Annotated in this window: 19 protein-coding genes; 12 read left to right on the top strand and 7 right to left on the bottom strand. The window is 74.8% G+C overall.

Annotated elements, in window-relative coordinates:
* Positions 1 to 87: 87 nt before the first annotated feature.
* The 3 genes from ACWPXV_RS15585 (at position 88) to ACWPXV_RS15575 (ending at position 1,706) form a co-directional block, all read left to right on the top strand.
* Positions 88 to 297 (top strand): helix-turn-helix domain-containing protein, encoded by a 210-nt coding sequence (locus tag ACWPXV_RS15585; RefSeq protein WP_110852582.1) that lies wholly within the window; start codon positions 88 to 90, stop codon positions 295 to 297.
* A gap of 43 nt (positions 298 to 340) precedes the next feature.
* A complete protein-coding gene (locus tag ACWPXV_RS15580; protein ID WP_454086073.1) occupies positions 341 to 1,501 on the top strand; it encodes a glucose-1-phosphate adenylyltransferase family protein in 1,161 nt (386 codons plus the stop codon).
* Between the two features lie 106 nt (positions 1,502 to 1,607).
* Positions 1,608 to 1,706 (top strand): 30S ribosomal protein bS22, encoded by a 99-nt coding sequence (locus ACWPXV_RS15575; RefSeq protein ID WP_005504750.1) that lies wholly within the window; start codon positions 1,608 to 1,610, stop codon positions 1,704 to 1,706.
* Positions 1,707 to 1,751: 45 nt separating this feature from the next.
* Here the strand turns inward: ACWPXV_RS15575 and ACWPXV_RS15570 are convergent, their stop codons facing one another.
* Positions 1,752 to 2,570, bottom strand: coding sequence for an HAD family hydrolase (locus tag ACWPXV_RS15570; protein ID WP_454086072.1), 819 nt, complete (start codon positions 2,568 to 2,570; stop codon positions 1,752 to 1,754).
* A 36-nt stretch (positions 2,571 to 2,606) separates the two neighbouring features.
* On the opposite strand from ACWPXV_RS15570, the gene ACWPXV_RS15565 reads away from it, so the two are divergent.
* The gene (locus ACWPXV_RS15565; RefSeq protein WP_454086071.1) at positions 2,607 to 2,855 is read left to right on the top strand and encodes a glutaredoxin family protein; all 249 of its coding nucleotides are present in this window, start codon (positions 2,607 to 2,609) and stop codon (positions 2,853 to 2,855) included.
* A 112-nt stretch (positions 2,856 to 2,967) separates the two neighbouring features.
* On the opposite strand, the gene ACWPXV_RS15560 is transcribed toward ACWPXV_RS15565, so the two are convergent.
* The gene (locus tag ACWPXV_RS15560) at positions 2,968 to 3,501 is read right to left on the bottom strand and encodes a YceI family protein (protein ID WP_454086070.1); all 534 of its coding nucleotides are present in this window, start codon (positions 3,499 to 3,501) and stop codon (positions 2,968 to 2,970) included.
* Positions 3,502 to 3,668: 167 nt separating this feature from the next.
* Here ACWPXV_RS15560 and ACWPXV_RS15555 point away from each other — a divergent pair, with 167 nt between their 5' ends.
* From ACWPXV_RS15555 to ccsB, 5 genes are read left to right on the top strand one after another with little or no spacing between them, the layout of a single operon-like run.
* Positions 3,669 to 4,367 (top strand): histidine phosphatase family protein, encoded by a 699-nt coding sequence (locus tag ACWPXV_RS15555; RefSeq protein ID WP_454086069.1) that lies wholly within the window; start codon positions 3,669 to 3,671, stop codon positions 4,365 to 4,367.
* Complete coding sequence (locus ACWPXV_RS15550) at positions 4,364 to 4,948, top strand: TlpA family protein disulfide reductase (protein WP_454086068.1); 585 nt, start codon at positions 4,364 to 4,366, stop codon at positions 4,946 to 4,948. Before ACWPXV_RS15555 ends, ACWPXV_RS15550 begins: the two co-directional genes overlap by 4 nt.
* The gene (locus tag ACWPXV_RS15545) at positions 4,945 to 5,754 is read left to right on the top strand and encodes a cytochrome c biogenesis CcdA family protein (RefSeq protein ID WP_454086067.1); all 810 of its coding nucleotides are present in this window, start codon (positions 4,945 to 4,947) and stop codon (positions 5,752 to 5,754) included. The genes ACWPXV_RS15550 and ACWPXV_RS15545 overlap by 4 nt, the downstream gene beginning before the upstream one ends.
* Complete coding sequence (gene resB, locus ACWPXV_RS15540) at positions 5,754 to 7,343, top strand: cytochrome c biogenesis protein ResB (RefSeq protein ID WP_454086066.1); 1,590 nt, start codon at positions 5,754 to 5,756, stop codon at positions 7,341 to 7,343. Before ACWPXV_RS15545 ends, resB begins: the two co-directional genes overlap by 1 nt.
* Positions 7,340 to 8,299: a c-type cytochrome biogenesis protein CcsB gene (gene ccsB / locus ACWPXV_RS15535; protein WP_454086065.1), complete on the top strand. Its 960-nt coding sequence runs from the start codon at positions 7,340 to 7,342 to the stop codon at positions 8,297 to 8,299. The genes resB and ccsB overlap by 4 nt, the downstream gene beginning before the upstream one ends.
* Before the next feature lie 426 nt (positions 8,300 to 8,725).
* Here ccsB and ACWPXV_RS15530 read toward each other — a convergent pair whose 3' ends face one another.
* Positions 8,726 to 9,121, bottom strand: a complete 396-nt coding sequence (locus ACWPXV_RS15530) for a PLDc N-terminal domain-containing protein (protein WP_454086064.1) — start codon at positions 9,119 to 9,121, stop codon at positions 8,726 to 8,728.
* Between the two features lie 69 nt (positions 9,122 to 9,190).
* Between ACWPXV_RS15530 and ACWPXV_RS15525 the strand changes: the two genes are divergently transcribed.
* Positions 9,191 to 9,469 carry a DUF4229 domain-containing protein gene (locus ACWPXV_RS15525; RefSeq protein ID WP_454086063.1) on the top strand — a complete coding sequence of 93 codons (279 nt, stop codon included), beginning with the start codon at positions 9,191 to 9,193 and terminating at the stop codon, positions 9,467 to 9,469.
* Between the two features lie 113 nt (positions 9,470 to 9,582).
* On the opposite strand, the gene ACWPXV_RS15520 is transcribed toward ACWPXV_RS15525, so the two are convergent.
* Both ACWPXV_RS15520 and ACWPXV_RS15515 read right to left on the bottom strand, forming a co-directional pair.
* The gene (locus ACWPXV_RS15520; protein WP_454086062.1) at positions 9,583 to 10,452 is read right to left on the bottom strand and encodes a 1,4-dihydroxy-2-naphthoate polyprenyltransferase; all 870 of its coding nucleotides are present in this window, start codon (positions 10,450 to 10,452) and stop codon (positions 9,583 to 9,585) included.
* Positions 10,453 to 10,492: 40 nt separating this feature from the next.
* A complete protein-coding gene (locus ACWPXV_RS15515) occupies positions 10,493 to 11,686 on the bottom strand; it encodes an AMP-binding protein (RefSeq protein WP_454086061.1) in 1,194 nt (397 codons plus the stop codon).
* 64 nt (positions 11,687 to 11,750) lie between these two features.
* On the opposite strand from ACWPXV_RS15515, the gene ACWPXV_RS15510 reads away from it, so the two are divergent.
* Positions 11,751 to 12,785 (top strand): DUF3048 domain-containing protein, encoded by a 1,035-nt coding sequence (locus tag ACWPXV_RS15510; protein WP_454086060.1) that lies wholly within the window; start codon positions 11,751 to 11,753, stop codon positions 12,783 to 12,785.
* 300 nt (positions 12,786 to 13,085) lie between these two features.
* On the opposite strand, the gene ACWPXV_RS15505 is transcribed toward ACWPXV_RS15510, so the two are convergent.
* A complete protein-coding gene (locus ACWPXV_RS15505) occupies positions 13,086 to 14,033 on the bottom strand; it encodes a 1,4-dihydroxy-2-naphthoyl-CoA synthase (protein ID WP_251838771.1) in 948 nt (315 codons plus the stop codon).
* Between the two features lie 143 nt (positions 14,034 to 14,176).
* Here ACWPXV_RS15505 and ACWPXV_RS15500 point away from each other — a divergent pair, with 143 nt between their 5' ends.
* Positions 14,177 to 14,734, top strand: a complete 558-nt coding sequence (locus ACWPXV_RS15500) for a TetR/AcrR family transcriptional regulator (protein ID WP_454086059.1) — start codon at positions 14,177 to 14,179, stop codon at positions 14,732 to 14,734.
* Here the strand turns inward: ACWPXV_RS15500 and ACWPXV_RS15495 are convergent.
* Positions 14,676 to 14,885 carry an ATP-binding protein gene (locus ACWPXV_RS15495; RefSeq protein ID WP_454086058.1) on the bottom strand — a complete coding sequence of 70 codons (210 nt, stop codon included), beginning with the start codon at positions 14,883 to 14,885 and terminating at the stop codon, positions 14,676 to 14,678. The genes ACWPXV_RS15500 and ACWPXV_RS15495 overlap by 59 nt on opposite strands.
* Between the last annotated feature and the right edge of the window lies 1 nt (position 14,886).

Raw genomic sequence — 14,886 nt, 5'->3', positions numbered from 1 at the left:
GACGGAACGTTTCCCAAAAAAGCCGCGAGGCTCTAGAGTCGTCGCGTATCTCCGCGCGAACGCGCCACAAATGACAGGTAGGTGGACATGGCCGAGCAACAGGCACCGCGGTTCCTCACCGTGGCCGAGGTTGCCGAGCTCCTCCGGGTCTCGAAGATGACCGTCTACCGCATGGTGCACGCCGGGGAGATCCCCGCCGTCCGCGTCGGCCGCTCCTTCCGCGTGCCGCAGCTGGCCGTCGAGGAGATGCTCAGCAGCGGCATCGGCGACTGGTCCCCGGAGTCCCAGGCCCGCTGAGCCTGCCCTCGCGCGCGGCCCCCGGTCGCGAGACGATCACGCGATGGCGCCCACGCGAACCCTGCTCATCGTCCTCGCCGGCGGCGCGGGATCCCGGCTGGAGACGCTCACCGAGCACCGGGCCAAGCCCGCACTGCGCTTCGGCGGCAGCCACCGGCTCGTCGACTTCCCGCTGTCCAACGCCGCCAACAGCGGCGTGCGCGACGTGTGGGTGCTCGAGCAGTTCGAGCCGGAGTCCATCACCGAGCACCTCGCGGGCGGCCGTCCGTGGGACCTGGACCGCTCCCGCGGCGGCCTCATGGTCCTGGGCCCGCACCGCGGCGACGAGCGCGAGGGCTGGCACGAGGGCACGGCCGACGCGCTGTGGCGCAAGGCGGACAGGATCCGCCGGCACGACCCCGACGTCGTCCTCGTCGCCTCCGCCGACGCCGTGTACCGGATGGACTACGCCGACGTCGTCGCCCAGCACGTCGCCGGTGACGCCGAGGTCACCATGGTCACCACCCGCCATGACGGCGACTGCTCGCGCTACGGCGTCGTGCGCGTGGAGGAGGGGCGGGTGACGGAGTACGTCCTCAAGCCCGACGACCCGCCCACCCGGACCGTGACGACGGAGGTCTTCGCCTTCACCCCCGCCGCGCTCCTCGAGACCCTCGAGGCCTGTGCCGAGGAGGCCGGTGAGGACGGCCTGGGGGACCTCGGCGACGAGGTGCTGCCGGCGATGGTGGGCCGCGGCGCGGCCGCGGACTACCGGCACAGCGGCTACTGGCAGGACGTCGGCACGGTCGAGGCCTACTGGTCGGCGCACATGGAGCTGCTCGAGCAGCCGCCCTTCGACCTCGACGACCCGGCGTGGCCGATCCGCACCCCCGCCCAGCGGCACGTCGGCGCCCGGGTCCACGCCCGCGGGCAGGTCGCGGACTCCCTGCTCTCTCCCGGGGTCGTCGTCGAGGGCACGGTGCGGCGCAGCGTCCTCGCCCCCGGGGTCCAGGTGGCGCCCGGCGCGGAGGTCGTCGACTCCGTGCTCCTCGACGACGTGCGCGTGGGACCCGGCGCCGTCGTGCGGCGCAGCGTCGTGGACGAGGGGGCGCGCGTGCGCGGCCGCGCGGAGGTCGGCGGGGACGGCGAGGTCACCCTCATCGGGGCCGGCAGCGTCGTCCATCCGCGCAAGCGGATCCCCGCCGGGGGGCGCTACCCGGGGTGACCTGCGTCCCAGAGCCGCGGGGAGGTCGCGGAGGCGGTAGACTCGCCGAGTTCAGCGTGTAGTCCCGCGCGCCACCATCCGGCACACCACAGCACTGCGAGGTCCCATGGGCTCTGTCATCAAGAAGCGCCGTAAGCGTATGTCGAAGAAGAAGCACCGCAAGCTGCTTCGCAAGACGCGCCACCAGCGTCGCAACAAGAAGTGACCGCCTCCAGGCCCGGCAGACTGCCGGGCCTGGCGCATGTCCGGCTCAGGAGCCGGTGAGCCGCCGCCGCAGGGCACGCAGCACGGCGCTCGCGGCCCACACGACGCCGGCCCAGCCGGCGCCGCGCACGCCGGTGCGCACGTCCTGCTTGACGTCGCGCCGACGACGGCGGAAGTCGCGCACCGGCCAGCCGACGTCGACCGCGTGCAGGCGCATCCGCGGCTCGGGGTTGATGACGCACGGGGAGCCGACCGTCGAGAGCAGCGGGATGTCGTTGACGGAGTCGCCGTAGGCGTGGCTGCGCGCGAGGTCCAGGCCCCGCTCCCGCGCGAGGGCCAGCACGGTGGCCTTCTTGCCCTCGCCGTGGAGCATGTTGCCGCGCAGCTCCCCGGTGTAGACGCCGTCCTCGTGCTCGGCGATGGTGCCCAGGGCCCCGGTGGCACCCAGCCGGCCGGCGATGAGGTCGGCGATCTCGGTGGGGGTGGCGGTGACGAGCCAGACCTCGTGCCCCGCGGCGAGGTGCTCCTCGATGAGCGTCCGCGCGCCGGGGAAGATCTTGTTGGCCAGGACCTGGTCGTAGACCTCCTCGCCGATCGAGATGATCTCGGCGACGGTCCGGCCGCGGACGATGCCCAGCGCCCGGGCGCGCACCGCGGCGATGCGCCGCACGTCCTCGCCGAACAGGAAGTAGCGCACCGAGTGACTGGCGAAGAAGGCGATGTCGCGCAGGCCGAAGAAGTCCCGCCGGTACAGCTCCCGGGCCAGGTGGTAGGCGCTGGCGCCGCGGATGATCGTGTTGTCGACGTCGAAGAAGGCCGCGACCACGGCGCCGTCGCCTCCGGGGACCTCCGTCGTCGCGTGCACCTGCCCAGCCTAGGGTGCCGCACGTAGGATCGGCGCGTGCCCGAGTCCCGAGTGGTCCTCTACTCCCGCGCCGGCTGCCACCTGTGCGACGAGGCGCGCATCGTCGTCGTCGGCGAGTGTGACCGCGCCGGCGTCGGGTGGCGGGAGGTCGATGTCGACGCCGACCCGCAGCTGCAGGCCCGCTACGGGGAGTACGTGCCTGTCGTCGAGGTCGACGGCACCGTCCAGGGCTTCTGGCACCTCGACCCCGCCCGCGTGCGCTCCGCCCTCACCGGCGCCCCGTAGCGCGGTCCCCCCCGAACACCGACAGCCGGATTCTCCGGCTCCCCCCGAACGCCGACAGCCGGACTCCTCGGGAGGAATCCGGCTGTCGACGCGAGAAAGGTGTGGGGGAGCGTCAGGCCGCGGCGATGGCGGAGATCTCCATGGCGATGCGGATCTTGTCGCCGACGAGCACGCCGCCGGTCTCGAGGGCCGCGTTCCAGGTGAGGCCGAACTCCTTGCGGGAGACCTCGGTGCTGGCGGAGAAGCCGACGCGCTTGTTGCCGAAGGGGTCGGTGGCCGCACCGTTGTACTCGACCGCGAGCGTGGCGGGCTTGGTCACGCCGTTGATGGTGAGGTCACCGAGGACGGAGAACTCCTCGCCGCTGCCCTCGACGCCGGTGCTGACGAAGGTCCAGGTCGGCTTGTTCTCGGAGTCCCAGAAGTCGGCGGAGCGCAGGTGGTTGTCGCGGTTCTCGTCGCGGGTGTCGACGGACGCGGACTGGATGGTGACGTTGACGGCGGAGTCGGCGAAGCTCTCGGCGACGGTGATGTCGCCGGAGAACTCGGTGAACTGGCCGCGGACCTTGGAGATGCCGGCGTGACGGACGGTGAAGCCGATCTCGGTGTGCGACGGGTCGATGGTGTAGGTGCCGGGGGCGAGGGTCATGGGGTGTCCTCCAGGTTGATGCAAACGTACTTGACTGTTCAACTGTAGGCCGGGCTGGGCCCCGACGCAAGAGGAGGCCTCGTCCGTGCCGAGGGTTGGGACGGACCTCACCGTTCGGGTCCGGGGGCCCGCGCCCCGAGCCCCGGGGAGTTTGCGACACTAGGGACATGTCCCGAACGACGGTGCACCTCCTGCGCCACGGCGAGGTCCACAACCCCGGCGGCGTCCTCTACGGCCGGCTCGAGGGTTTCCGCCTGTCCGACCGCGGGCAGCAGATGGCGCAGCGGGTCGCCGAGGTCCTCCACGGCAACGGGCACGACCTCCGCCTCGTCCTCGCCTCCCCGCTCCAGCGCGCCCAGGAGACGGCCCTGCCCACGGCCCAGGCCTTCGGCCTGGAGCTCGGCACCGACGAGCGCCTCATCGAGGCCGCCAACGACTTCGAGGGCACGACCGTCGGCAGCCAGCGCGCCACGCTCGCCAGCCCGCGCTACTGGCGCCGCTACGTCAACCCCGCCCGCCCCAGCTGGGGCGAGCCCTACCGCGACCAGGTCGCCCGGATGACGGCCGCCGTGGGCGACGCCCGCCGCCGCCTCGAGGCGCGGGACGGCGGCGAGGCGCTCCTCGTCAGCCACCAGCTGCCCATCTGGGTCACCCGCCTCTTCCTCGAGCGCCGCCCGCTGTGGCACGACCCCCGCCGGCGGCAGTGCTCCCTCGCCTCGCTCACCTCCCTCACCTTCGACGGCTCCCGGCTCGTGGGCCTGGCCTACTGGGAGCCGGCCGCGGACCTCGTCGCGGGCGCGCTCGACCTCCTGCCCGGCGCCTCCGGTGCGGCCGTGCCGCGCGCCGACGCCGAGGGGCGCGGATGAGGCGCCTGGCGCGCGCCCTGGCCGCCCTCGCCCTCGCCGCGCTCGCCCTGGCGGGCTGCGCCCCGGCCGCGGAGACGCCCCAGGACTCGACCGGCGCGGGCTACCAGGCCGGTGACGGCTCGTGGACCACGTGGGAGCAGGGGGAGCGGACCGGCCCGGTCGAGCTCGTCGGCACCACCTACGACGGCGAGGAGGTGGCGCTCGCGGACTGGCGCGGCGACGTCGTCGTCCTCAACTTCTGGTACGCCGCCTGCCCGCCCTGCCGCGCCGAGGCACCCGACCTCGCCGCCATCGACGCGGACTACGCCGACGCCGGGGTCCGGCTGCTCGGGGTCAACCCGCGTGACGACGCCGCCACCGCGCAGGCCTTCGAGCGCAGCTTCGAGGTGCCCTACCCGAGCCTCCACGACGAGGCGGCGCGCGGCGTCGCGGCGCTCCAGGGCGTCGTCCCGCTCCAGGCCATGCCCACGACCGTCGTCCTGGACGCCGAGGGCCGGGTGGCCGGCCGCGTCCTCGGGCAGATCGACGCCGGCGTCGTCCGCGGCATGATCGACGACGTCCTCGCCGAGGCCGCCCGATGAGCTGGGACGGGCTGGCGCAGACCTTCCAGACCACCGTCCTCAGCGGCTCCCTCCTCGCCGCCGTGCCCGTCGCGCTCCTCGCCGGCGCCATCTCCTTCGCCTCCCCCTGCGTGCTGCCGCTCATCCCCGGGTACGTCGGCTACCTCGGCGGGATGGCCGGCACGCTGGGCCAGGCCCCGGGCGGCACCGGCCGGACGGCGACGGCGACGGCGACCCGGACGTCGACGGGGCAGGGGCGCCTGCTCCTCGGCGTGCTCCTCTTCGTCCTGGGCTTCAGCGCCGTCTTCGTGCTCCTCGGCGTTGTCTTCGGGGCGCTCGGGGTCGCCCTCGCGCCGTGGCTCGACGTCATCACCCGGGTGATGGGCGTCGTCGTCATCCTCATGGGCCTGGCGTTCATGGGCGCCGTGCCCTTCCTCCAGCGCGACCGCCGGATTCACCTCAGCCCGCGGGCCGGCCTGTGGGGGGCGCCGCTGCTCGGCGTCGTCTTCGGGCTGGGCTGGGCGCCGTGCATCGGCCCCACCCTGTCCGCGGTCCTCCTCCTCTCGCTCGACGGCGGCGACCCCGCCCGCGGGGCGCTGCTCGCCGCGGCCTACTGCCTGGGACTGGGCGTGCCCTTCGTCGTCATCGCGCTGCTCTACTCGCGCACGACCCGCGCCATGGGCTTCCTGCGCCGCCACCGCCTGACGATCATGCGGATCGGCGGGGCGATGCTCGTCATCGTCGGCCTCGCGCTCGTCACCGGGCTGTGGGGGCACTTCGCGAGCTGGGTGCAGGGCCTGGTCGCCGGCTTCGTGACGGTGGTGTGATGAGCTACCGCCCCGAGGGCCTGCGGACGATGGACGAGGCCGACGACGCGCCACCGCCCGCGCCCGCCCCCGCCGGGATCGGCGCGCGCGGCTGGCTGCGCTGGGCCTGGCGCCAGCTCACCTCGATGCGGGTGGCGCTCCTGCTCCTCATGCTCCTCGCCCTCGCGGCGCTGCCGGGCGCGTTCTTCCCGCAGCGGCCGCAGGACCCGGCGGCCGTGGCGGCCTACTACGCCGACAACCCCGGTGCCGCGGAGTGGCTCGAGCGCCTCAGCCTCTTCGACGTCTACGGCGCGCCGTGGTTCGCGGCGATCTACCTCCTCCTGTTCGTCTCGCTCATCGGCTGCATCCTGCCCCGCACGCGCGCCCACGTCCGGACTCTGCGGGCGGCCCCCTCGCGCGTGCCCCGGCGCCTGGACCGGTTCCCGGTCCACGCCACCCACACGACGACGGCGTCGGCGCAGGAGGTGACCCGGGCGGTGCGCGGGGCCCTGGGCCGGCGCTTCCGGGTCGCCGAGACGCCGGACGGGATCAGCGCCGAGCGCGGCTACCTCCGGGAGACCGGGAACATCGTCTTCCACCTCTCCCTCGTGGGCGTGCTCGTCGCCCTCGGGGCCGGGCAGATGCTCAGCTACCGCGGGCAGGCCGTCGTCGTCGAGGGACGCTCCTTCGCCAACGCCGTCGTCGACTACGACTCCTTCGACCCCGGCACGCTCGTCGACACCGACGACCTCGAGCCCTTCACCGTCACCCTCGACGAGCTCACCTCGGAGTTCACCTGGGACGCTCAGGCGCGCGACTTCGCCGCCGACGTCACCGTCACCCAGCCGGACGGGGAGACGCGGACCGACACGATCCGGGTCAACTACCCCATCAACGCCGCCGGGGCGAACGTCTACCTCGCGGGCAACGGCTACGCCCCGCACCTCACCGTGCGTGACGCCGAGGGGGAGGTCGCCTTCTCCCAGCCGGTGCCCTTCCTGCCGGAGGACGACTTCTACACCTCCCGCGGGGTCGTCAAGGTCCCCGACGTCTCGCCCGGCCTCGAGCAGCTCGGCTTCACCGGGTACCTGCTGCCCAGCGCCGTCGTCGACGAGGCCGGCGCCCGCTCGGTGCACCCGCAGCCCAACGCCCCGCTCGTCATCCTCGACGTCTACACCGGCGACCTCGGCCTGGACGACGGCGTCCCGCAGAACGTCTACGAGCTCGACACCGAGGGCATGACGCCCGTGGCGGCCGGGGAGGAGACCGCCAAGGTCCTCCTCGAGCCCGGCCAGGAGGTGGAGCTGCCCGACGGTCTGGGCACCATCACCTTCGAGTCCCTGCCGCGCTTCGCCGCCCTCGACCTGCGCTACGACCCCTCGCTCACCGTCCTGCTCGTCTCCGCGCTCCTCGCCATGGCCGGGCTGTCCGCGTCGCTCTTCGCGCCGCGTCGCCGCCTGTGGGTGAAGATCGGGGCGGACGAGGACGGACGTACAGTTGTCGAGGCGGCCGCCCTCGCCCGCGGCGACGACCCCGGTCTCGAGCCCGAGCTCGAGCGCGTCATGACCGCAGTCCGGGCCGCCGCGCCCACGTCTCAGGAGGACACGTGAACGACCTCGGCCAGCTGAGCCTGCTGGCGATCTACGGCGCGATGGCCGCCTACGGCATCGCGATGGTCGCCTTCGGCATCGACCTGTCCGCGCTGCGTGACGGCGGCCCCGCCGACCGGCCGCGCAAGGCGGTGCGCGTGGCCATGACGACGACGGCGGCGGGCCTGGCCCTGCACGCGATCGGCGTCGTCACCCGCGGGATCGCCGCCGGCCGCGTGCCGTGGGCGAACATGTACGAGTTCTCGATCGTCTTCACCCTCGTCGCGGTGACGACGTTCCTCCTCGTCCAGCGCTGGCGCGACCTGCGCTACCTCGGTGCGCTCGTCATCACCCCGGTGCTCCTCGCGCTCGGCCTGGCCGTCTCCGTCCTCTACATCGAGGCCGACGGCGTGCGCCCGGCCCTGGACCACTACTGGCTCGTCATCCACGTCTCCGTCGCGACGGCGGCGATCGGCGTCTTCTCCGTGGCCGCCGCGATCTCGGTGGTCCAGCTCGTCAAGGCCCGCGGCGAGGCCAGCCGCGCCGTGGCCGAGCGGGAGCCCGCCGTCGCCCTCGCCGGCGGCTCCGGCGGCGCGACTGCCGCCGCCGACCCCGCGGCCACCGACCGCGACCGCGGCTTCTGGGGCCGGCTCGCCGACGTGCTGCCCAGCTCCGCCGAGCTCGAGCGCCTGGCCTACCGGCTCAACGCCGTCGGCTTCCTCCTGTGGACCTTCACGCTCATCGCCGGCGCCATCTGGGCCGAGCACGCGTGGGGCCGGCCGTGGAACTGGGACCCCAAGGAGGTCGGCACCTTCGTCGTGTGGATGGTCTACGCCGCCTACCTCCACGCCCGCGCCACGCGCGGCTGGGACGGGCGCAAGGCCGCCTACCTCGGCCTCTCCGGCTTCGGGCTGCTGCTCGTCAACTACTACGTCGTCAACCTCTTCGCCGACACGGTCCACGGCTACGCCTTCTGACCCCCGCGCCAGGAAACCCCGTCGCCGACAGCTGAGTTGTTACCGGCACCCCACGCCCTTCCGGCAGCCGCTGTGGCGCCGGGAAGCCCCCGCTGCGCCGGGAGCCCTCGCCGCGCCGGGAAACCCCGTCGCCGACAGCTGAGTTGTTACCGGCAGCCCACGTGCTTCCGGCAGCCCGGCGCGCCGGGAGACCCCGCGGCGCCAGGAAACCCCGTCGCCGACAGCTGAGATGTTACCGACAGCTCTCGTGACGCCGTAGCCCACGGCCCTCGGGCAGCCCACGTCTTGCCGCCAGTGGAGCTGCGACCGGCAGCCCGCGTCCGCCGGCTGAGCTGTCAGTGCAGCTCGCGGGCCAACGGCCCGCGCGTGGTCGACGTCATGCCGGCCGGGAGGGGCGAGGTGCGCTGAGCGCTGGTACCGGGTCGGTCAGCGGCGGGTGCCGGGTCGGCCGTCCGCGGTCGGCGCGTGGTGGCCGGGGTCCGCGTCGGCGGCCGGCTCGGGCGCCGGCGGCTCGAGGGGCCGCTGCCGGCCGGGGCCGGCGAGGAACTCGGGGTCGTCGTCCGGGGCGAGCGGGCGCGGCGCGGGCCGGCGCGAGGGGTGGGCGACGGTACCGCCGCCGCCGCGGACCTGGCCGGCGGCCTGGCGGCTCACCCGGCTCACGACGAGCCAGGCCAGCGCGCCGGCGCCCGGGAAGACGACGATGAGGACGACCCACACCGCCTTGGGCAGGCCCACGGGCATGTCGGCGTCGTCGGAGCGGACGCAGTCGACGAGGGCGTAGACGACGAGGGCGACGAGGAGGATGACCGGCAGGAATCTCATGTTCCCTCCAGCCTAAGCCGAGAGAGCCCTGTCGGGGGCCCGGCCCGGACGGCGACGTAGGCTGGTGGGGTGCCCATCCTGCGTTACACGCTCCTGCGCCTCGCGCTCGTCGCCGGCGCCTTCGCGCTCCTGTGGCTGCTCGGCCTGCGCGGCTGGCTCGTCGCCGTCGTCGCCGTCATCGTCGGGGCGCTGCTGTCCTACCTGCTCATCCCGCGCCAGGCCGACGCCGCCGCGGCCGTCATCGCCGAGCGCCGCCGCCGCACGGCGGACTCCCTCGACGAGGCCATCGCCCAGGACGCCGCCGAGGAGGACGCCATCATCGACGGCGAGGACCGCCGCACCGACTAGCCCTCCCAGGCATCCGCGCGGCTGATGTCGATCCGCGCTGCGAATATGTCGACAGCGCGGACCGGTTTCAGCCGCGGGGTCGGGGGAGGCGGCGAGGACCGCCGCCGCGCGGACTAGAGCAGCAGGCCCAGGCCGAGCAGCACGCCGTAGCCGAGCTCGAGGAGCCCGGTGTCGCGCAGCACGACGATGAGCTCACGGCCCTGCGCCCCGCCGAGCACCACCCGCGCCTGGCGCACGACCACCGGCACGAGCAGGAGCGTGAGCAGCGCCCACGGGTGCGCCGGGGCGAGGGCGACGGCCAGCACGAGCGGCACGGCGACCATGGCGACGTAGCCGAGGCGCGCACGCCGGTCCCCGAGCCGCACCGCCAGGGTGCGCTTGCCCGCGACGGTGTCGGTGGGGATGTCGCGGACGTTGTTGACCATGAGCAGCGCACAGGCGATGAGACCGATGCCGACCGCCCCGGCCACCGCCGCCCACGACACGGTGAGCGCCTGCGTGTACGTCGTGCCGAGCGTCGCGACGAGGCCGAAGAAGACGAAGACGCCCACCTCGCCGAGCCCGCGGTACCCGTAGGGGTTGCGGCCGCCGGTGTAGTACCAGGCGGCGACGACGCACAGCGCGCCGACGGCGACGAGCCACCAGGTGCCCGCCAGCGCACACAGCACGAGGCCCAGGACGGCGGCGAGCCCGAAGGAGGCGAAGGCGGCAGCCTTGACCGTCCCCGGCCGTGCCGCCCCTGAGCCGGTGAGGCGCGGGGGCCCGGTGCGGACGTCGTCGGTGCCGCGCACGCCGTCGGAGTAGTCGTTGGCGAAGTTCACGCCCACCTGGAGCGCGAGGGCCACACCACCGGCGAGCAGGGCGCGGGGGACGGAGCCGGAGCCGAGGTCGTAGGCGGCCCCGGTGCCGACGAGGACGGGGGCGGCGGCTGCGGGGAGCGTGCGGACCCGCGCACCCTCCACCCAGTCGGCGAACGTGGCCATGGAGCTCCTTGCTGGGGGACGGCGTCCAGGGTATCGGCCGTCAGGGCATGCGCTCGGCGCGGGGGTCGGCCGCGGCGAGGAGCTCGGTGGCCAGCCGGGCGGCGCCCAGCCGGTCGACCTTCCCCGGTCCGCGCAGCGGCAGCTCGGGCAGCCGGACGAGCGCCCGCGGCGCGTGGTGGCGCCCCAGCCGGGCGGCGACGTGCTCGCGCACCTGCGCCAGGGAAGGCACGTCGTCACCCGCCACGACCGCGGTCACCAGCGCACCCCAGTGCTCGTCGGGGACACCGACGACGACGGCCTCCCCAGCACCGGGCAGCTCCCCCAGCGCCTGCTCGACCGCGGCGGCGGACACGTTGAGGCCCCCGGTGACGACGACGTCGTCGAGGCGGCCGAGGACGGTGAGGGTGGCGCCGGTGAGGGCGCCGCGGTCGTTGGTCCGCAGCCAGCGGCGGCCGTCGCGCTCGCGGAAGGTGTCGCGGTCGGCGGCGGGGTCGTCGAGGTAGCCGCGGGCGACGATGGGGCCGGCGAGCCAGATCCGGCCCTCGGCGTCGACCTCGACGTCGACGCCGTCGAGCGGGACGCCGTCGTAGACGCAGCCCCCGCCGGTCTCCGTCATCCCGTAGGTCGTGACGACGGGCACGCCGGCGTCCCGCGCGGCGGTGAGGAGCGCGCCGGCCGTGCGCGCGCCGCCGACGAGCACGGCGGCGAGGCCGCGGAGGGCGGCGACGGCGTCCTCGTCGGCCATGACACGGGCCAGCTGCGTGGGGACGAGGGAGAGGTACCCGGGCACGTCGGTGCGCAGGCGGCGCACGGCGGCCGCGAGGTCACCGGCGCGGAAGCCGGCGGAGGTGTCGAGGACCACCGGCTCGGTGCCCGCGACGACGGAGCGCACGAGCACCTGGAGGCCCGCGACGTGGTGGACGGGCAGGCAGGCGACCCACTGGCCCGGGCCGGCGAGCCGCGCGGACGTGGCGCGGGCCGAGGCGACGAGCCCGGCGCCGTCGAGCGCAACGAGGTGGCCGGTGCCCGAGGTCGAGCCGGACGTCGCGACGAGGGCCGCGACGCCGGCGGGCGCGGTGGGCGCAGGGGGCGGGGGCGCCAGCGGGTCGGTGACCCGCAGCGCGGGCCCGGTGCCCTCCAGCGCCTGCGGCAGGGCGGCGAGCACGGCGGTGACGGCGGGCACGCCGGTGCCGCCGGGGAGCACGGTGGCCGGGCGGCCGTCCTGGGACCTCATGCCGCCAGGCTATGACGCGGCGCGGGTACCGTGAGCGTGCCCGCACCCGGACAGGGAGGACGACATGGCAGGACGACGCCGCCGGCTCGCGGCGCTGACGATCGCCGCGCTCGCGCTGACGGGGTGCGCGTCCTCGGTTCCGCGCGAGTCCGCCACCCCGAGCGTCGCCCCGACGACGGTCGCCCCGACGCCCGAGGCCGTCCCCACGTGGCCGCTCACCGGCGTGCCCGTGGAGGGCGCCGAGGCGCGGCCGGCCGTGGCCGTCAAGGTCGAGAACACCGCCATGGCGCGCCCGCAGACGGGGCTGGAGGAGGCCGACGTCGTGTGGGAGGAGATGGTCGAGGGCGGCATCACCCGATTCAACGCCGTCTTCCACTCCCGTCTCCCCGAGGTTGTCGGGCCGATCCGCTCGGTGCGGCCGATGGACGCGGGCATCGCCGCCCCGCTCGGCGGGCCGCAGGTCATCTCCGGTGGCCAGCCGCTCTTCCTCGCCTCCGTGCAGGACGCCGGCGTCCAGCTCGTCTCCCACGACGCCGGGCACGCCGGCTTCTTCCGCAGCCCCGACCGCCGCGCGCCCCACAACCTCTACGGACGCCTCGCCGAGCTCCTGGCCCAGGCGGAGGCGACCGAGCCGCCGCCCGAGCAGTTCACCTTCGCGGCCGGGAGCGAGGAGGCCACCGCCGTCCTCGACGGCGCGCCGGCGTCCGCGCTGCGGCTCAGCTTCCCGCAGACCTCGCCCGGGTGGACCTGGGACGCCGACGCTGGCCGCTGGCTGCGCGACGAGGCGGGCGAGGCCGCCACGTCTGCGGCCGGGGACGTGCTCGGCGCGGAGAACGTCGTCGTCATGCGGGTGGAGGTCGTCGCCTCCGAGGGCCGTGACCAGTCCGGCGACGCCGTCCCGGAGACGGTGATGACGGGGACCGGCGAGGCGCTCGTCGCCTCGGGTGGACGCGTCCTGCCGGCCACCTGGTCCAAGGCTTCCCTCGAGGAGCCGGTCACCCTGACGACGGCCGCCGGCGACGCCGTCGTGCTCACCCCGGGGACGACGTGGGTCGAGCTCGTGCCGGTCGACCGGGGCGGCGTCGACGTCGAGCGCTGAGCGCGGTCGTCCGAAAGGGGGAGATCGGCGTCATGCCCGGGCAGGACAGGAACCGCGCGGAATAGGTGCTGGTGGCCGATTCCCCGGCCGTCCGCGGCGCGGCATGCTGGTACTCGTGACCGCGCTCCACGAGCTTCTTCCGATGTCGTAGGGGGTGTGGCAGGCACGGTAACGGGGGGCGTGCCCGCTTCACGCAGGAGTGGAGGCCTGCGCGACGCGGCACGTACAAGGCTGTACCCGCAGCGGCTGACAGGGATGGAGGGCCCGGGCGCTGCGGGTACAGCCGCTTTTTCGTGTGCGTCAGTAGTAGTACGGGAAGCGTGACCAGTCGGGGTCACGGCGCTCGAGGAAGGCGTCGCGCCCCTCGGCCGCCTCGTCGGTCATGTACGCCAGGCGGGTCGCCTCGCCGGCGAAGACCTGCTGGCCCGCCAGGCCGTCGTCGACCATGTTGAAGGCGAGCTTGAGCATCCGGATCGCCTGGGGCGACTTGCCCGCGACCGTGAGGGCCCACTCCAGGGCCGTGGACTCGAGCTCGGCGTGGTCGACGACCTCGTTCACCACGCCCCAGCGCTCGGCGTCCTCGGCGGAGTACTCGCGGGCGAGGAAGAAGATCTCGCGGGCACGCTTGTCCCCGGCCTGCCGGGCCAGCAGGCCCGAACCGTAGCCGGCGTCGAAGGAGCCGACGTTCGCGTCGGTCTGCTTGAAGCGGGCGTGCTGGCGGGAGGCGACCGAGAGGTCGCACACGACGTTGAGAGAGTGCCCGCCGCCGGCGGCCCAGCCGCTCACCGCGGCGATGACGACCTTCGGCATGGTCCGGATGAGGCGCTGCACCTCGAGGATGTGGAGCCGGCCGGCGCGGGCCGGGTCGATCTGCTCCCGGCGCTGCGCGGTCTCCGCCAGCGGGTCGGCGTCCTCGGTCTCGTAGCGGTAGCCGTCGCGGCCGCGGATGCGCTGGTCCCCGCCCGAGCAGAAGGCCCAGCCGCCGTCCTTGGGGCTGGGGCCGTTGCCGGTGAGGATGACGGCGGCGACGTCGGAGGTCATGCGCGCGTGGTCGAGCGCGCGGTAGAGCTCGTCGACGGTCTGCGGGCGGAAGGCGTTGCGGACCTCGGGCCTGTCGAAGGCGATCCGGACGGCGGGCAGGTCCCGGCCGTCACGGACGGCGCGGTGGTAGGTGATGTCGGTGAGGTCGAAGCCCTCGACCGGGCGCCAGGCGCTCGGGTCGAAGGGCTGGGGTACGGGCTCGCTCATGCGCACCAGCCTAGGCGGCGTCGCCCGCCCGTCGCGGACCGGAAGCAGGCGGCGGCTGTACGCTCGTCCCACCTGGAGTGGTACGGACGTACTGGAGGATGCCGTGGCGCGGGTCGTGCACGTGATGTCGGGGCTGGCGCGCGGTGAGTGAGCCGTCGGCCGAGCAGGGCAGGGGGCAGCGCCGCCGGGCAGCCCTCGTGGAGGCCGCCGCCTCGCTGGTCCTGGAGCGGGGTCCGGCCGAGGTGACCCACCGGCGCGTGGCCGAGCGGGCCGGCGCGTCGCTGTCGGCGACGACGTACTACTTCCGCGACCTCGAGGAGCTCCGGGGCGCCGGCGCCCGGCTCATCGCCGAGCTGTGGGCCGAGCAGGCCGAGTGGGCCGCCGAGCGCGCCGAGGAGGGGCCGCTCGGTCGCGAGGAGGCGCTCGAGCTGCTCTGCGACGCCCTGCTGCCGCCGCCGGCGGGCGTGCGCGGGCACTACGAGCAGCTCACCCGCGCCGGCCGCAGCCAGGACGTCGCGGAGGCCTACCGGGCGGGCCGGGAGACGATCGGCGGCGCCGTCGCCCGTGTCCTCGCCGCGACGGGGAGCAGCTGCCGGGCGGAGGTGGCGCTCGCCGTCGTCGACGGCGCCGTGCTCGCCGCCCTCAGCGAGGGCCGCGACCCGCGCGCGGAGGCCAGGCGCCTCCTCGCCCTCGTCCTCTGACCGGTGCCCACCCCCGTGAACGCCGCCCGTGCCCGGCGGCGATCGCCGCGACGATCGACAGGCCGAGGCCGGAGCCCCCGGCCGGGCGTCGCTGCGGCCCGGTCACCTGGGCGAAGCGCTCGAAGATCCGGCCCTGCTGCTCGGGTGGGATG

It is taken from the genome of Georgenia sp. Marseille-Q6866 (assembly GCF_965111665.1).
This window is presented reverse-complemented; position numbering and strand designations above follow the sequence as displayed.

Coding starts and splice junctions, on each gene's coding strand:
- ACWPXV_RS15585 (WP_110852582.1), top strand. CDS start 88: ATGGCCGAGCAACAGGCACCGCGGTTCCTCACCGTGGCCGAGGTTGCC.
- ACWPXV_RS15580 (WP_454086073.1), top strand. CDS start 341: ATGGCGCCCACGCGAACCCTGCTCATCGTCCTCGCCGGCGGCGCGGGA.
- ACWPXV_RS15575 (WP_005504750.1), top strand. CDS start 1,608: ATGGGCTCTGTCATCAAGAAGCGCCGTAAGCGTATGTCGAAGAAGAAG.
- ACWPXV_RS15560 (WP_454086070.1), bottom strand. CDS start 3,501: ATGACCCTCGCCCCCGGCACCTACACCATCGACCCGTCGCACACCGAG.
- ACWPXV_RS15555 (WP_454086069.1), top strand. CDS start 3,669: ATGTCCCGAACGACGGTGCACCTCCTGCGCCACGGCGAGGTCCACAAC.
- ACWPXV_RS15550 (WP_454086068.1), top strand. CDS start 4,364: ATGAGGCGCCTGGCGCGCGCCCTGGCCGCCCTCGCCCTCGCCGCGCTC.
- ACWPXV_RS15545 (WP_454086067.1), top strand. CDS start 4,945: ATGAGCTGGGACGGGCTGGCGCAGACCTTCCAGACCACCGTCCTCAGC.
- resB (WP_454086066.1), top strand. CDS start 5,754: ATGAGCTACCGCCCCGAGGGCCTGCGGACGATGGACGAGGCCGACGAC.
- ACWPXV_RS15530 (WP_454086064.1), bottom strand. CDS start 9,121: ATGAGATTCCTGCCGGTCATCCTCCTCGTCGCCCTCGTCGTCTACGCC.
- ACWPXV_RS15520 (WP_454086062.1), bottom strand. CDS start 10,452: ATGGCCACGTTCGCCGACTGGGTGGAGGGTGCGCGGGTCCGCACGCTC.
- ACWPXV_RS15515 (WP_454086061.1), bottom strand. CDS start 11,686: ATGAGGTCCCAGGACGGCCGCCCGGCCACCGTGCTCCCCGGCGGCACC.
- ACWPXV_RS15510 (WP_454086060.1), top strand. CDS start 11,751: ATGGCAGGACGACGCCGCCGGCTCGCGGCGCTGACGATCGCCGCGCTC.
- ACWPXV_RS15505 (WP_251838771.1), bottom strand. CDS start 14,033: ATGAGCGAGCCCGTACCCCAGCCCTTCGACCCGAGCGCCTGGCGCCCG.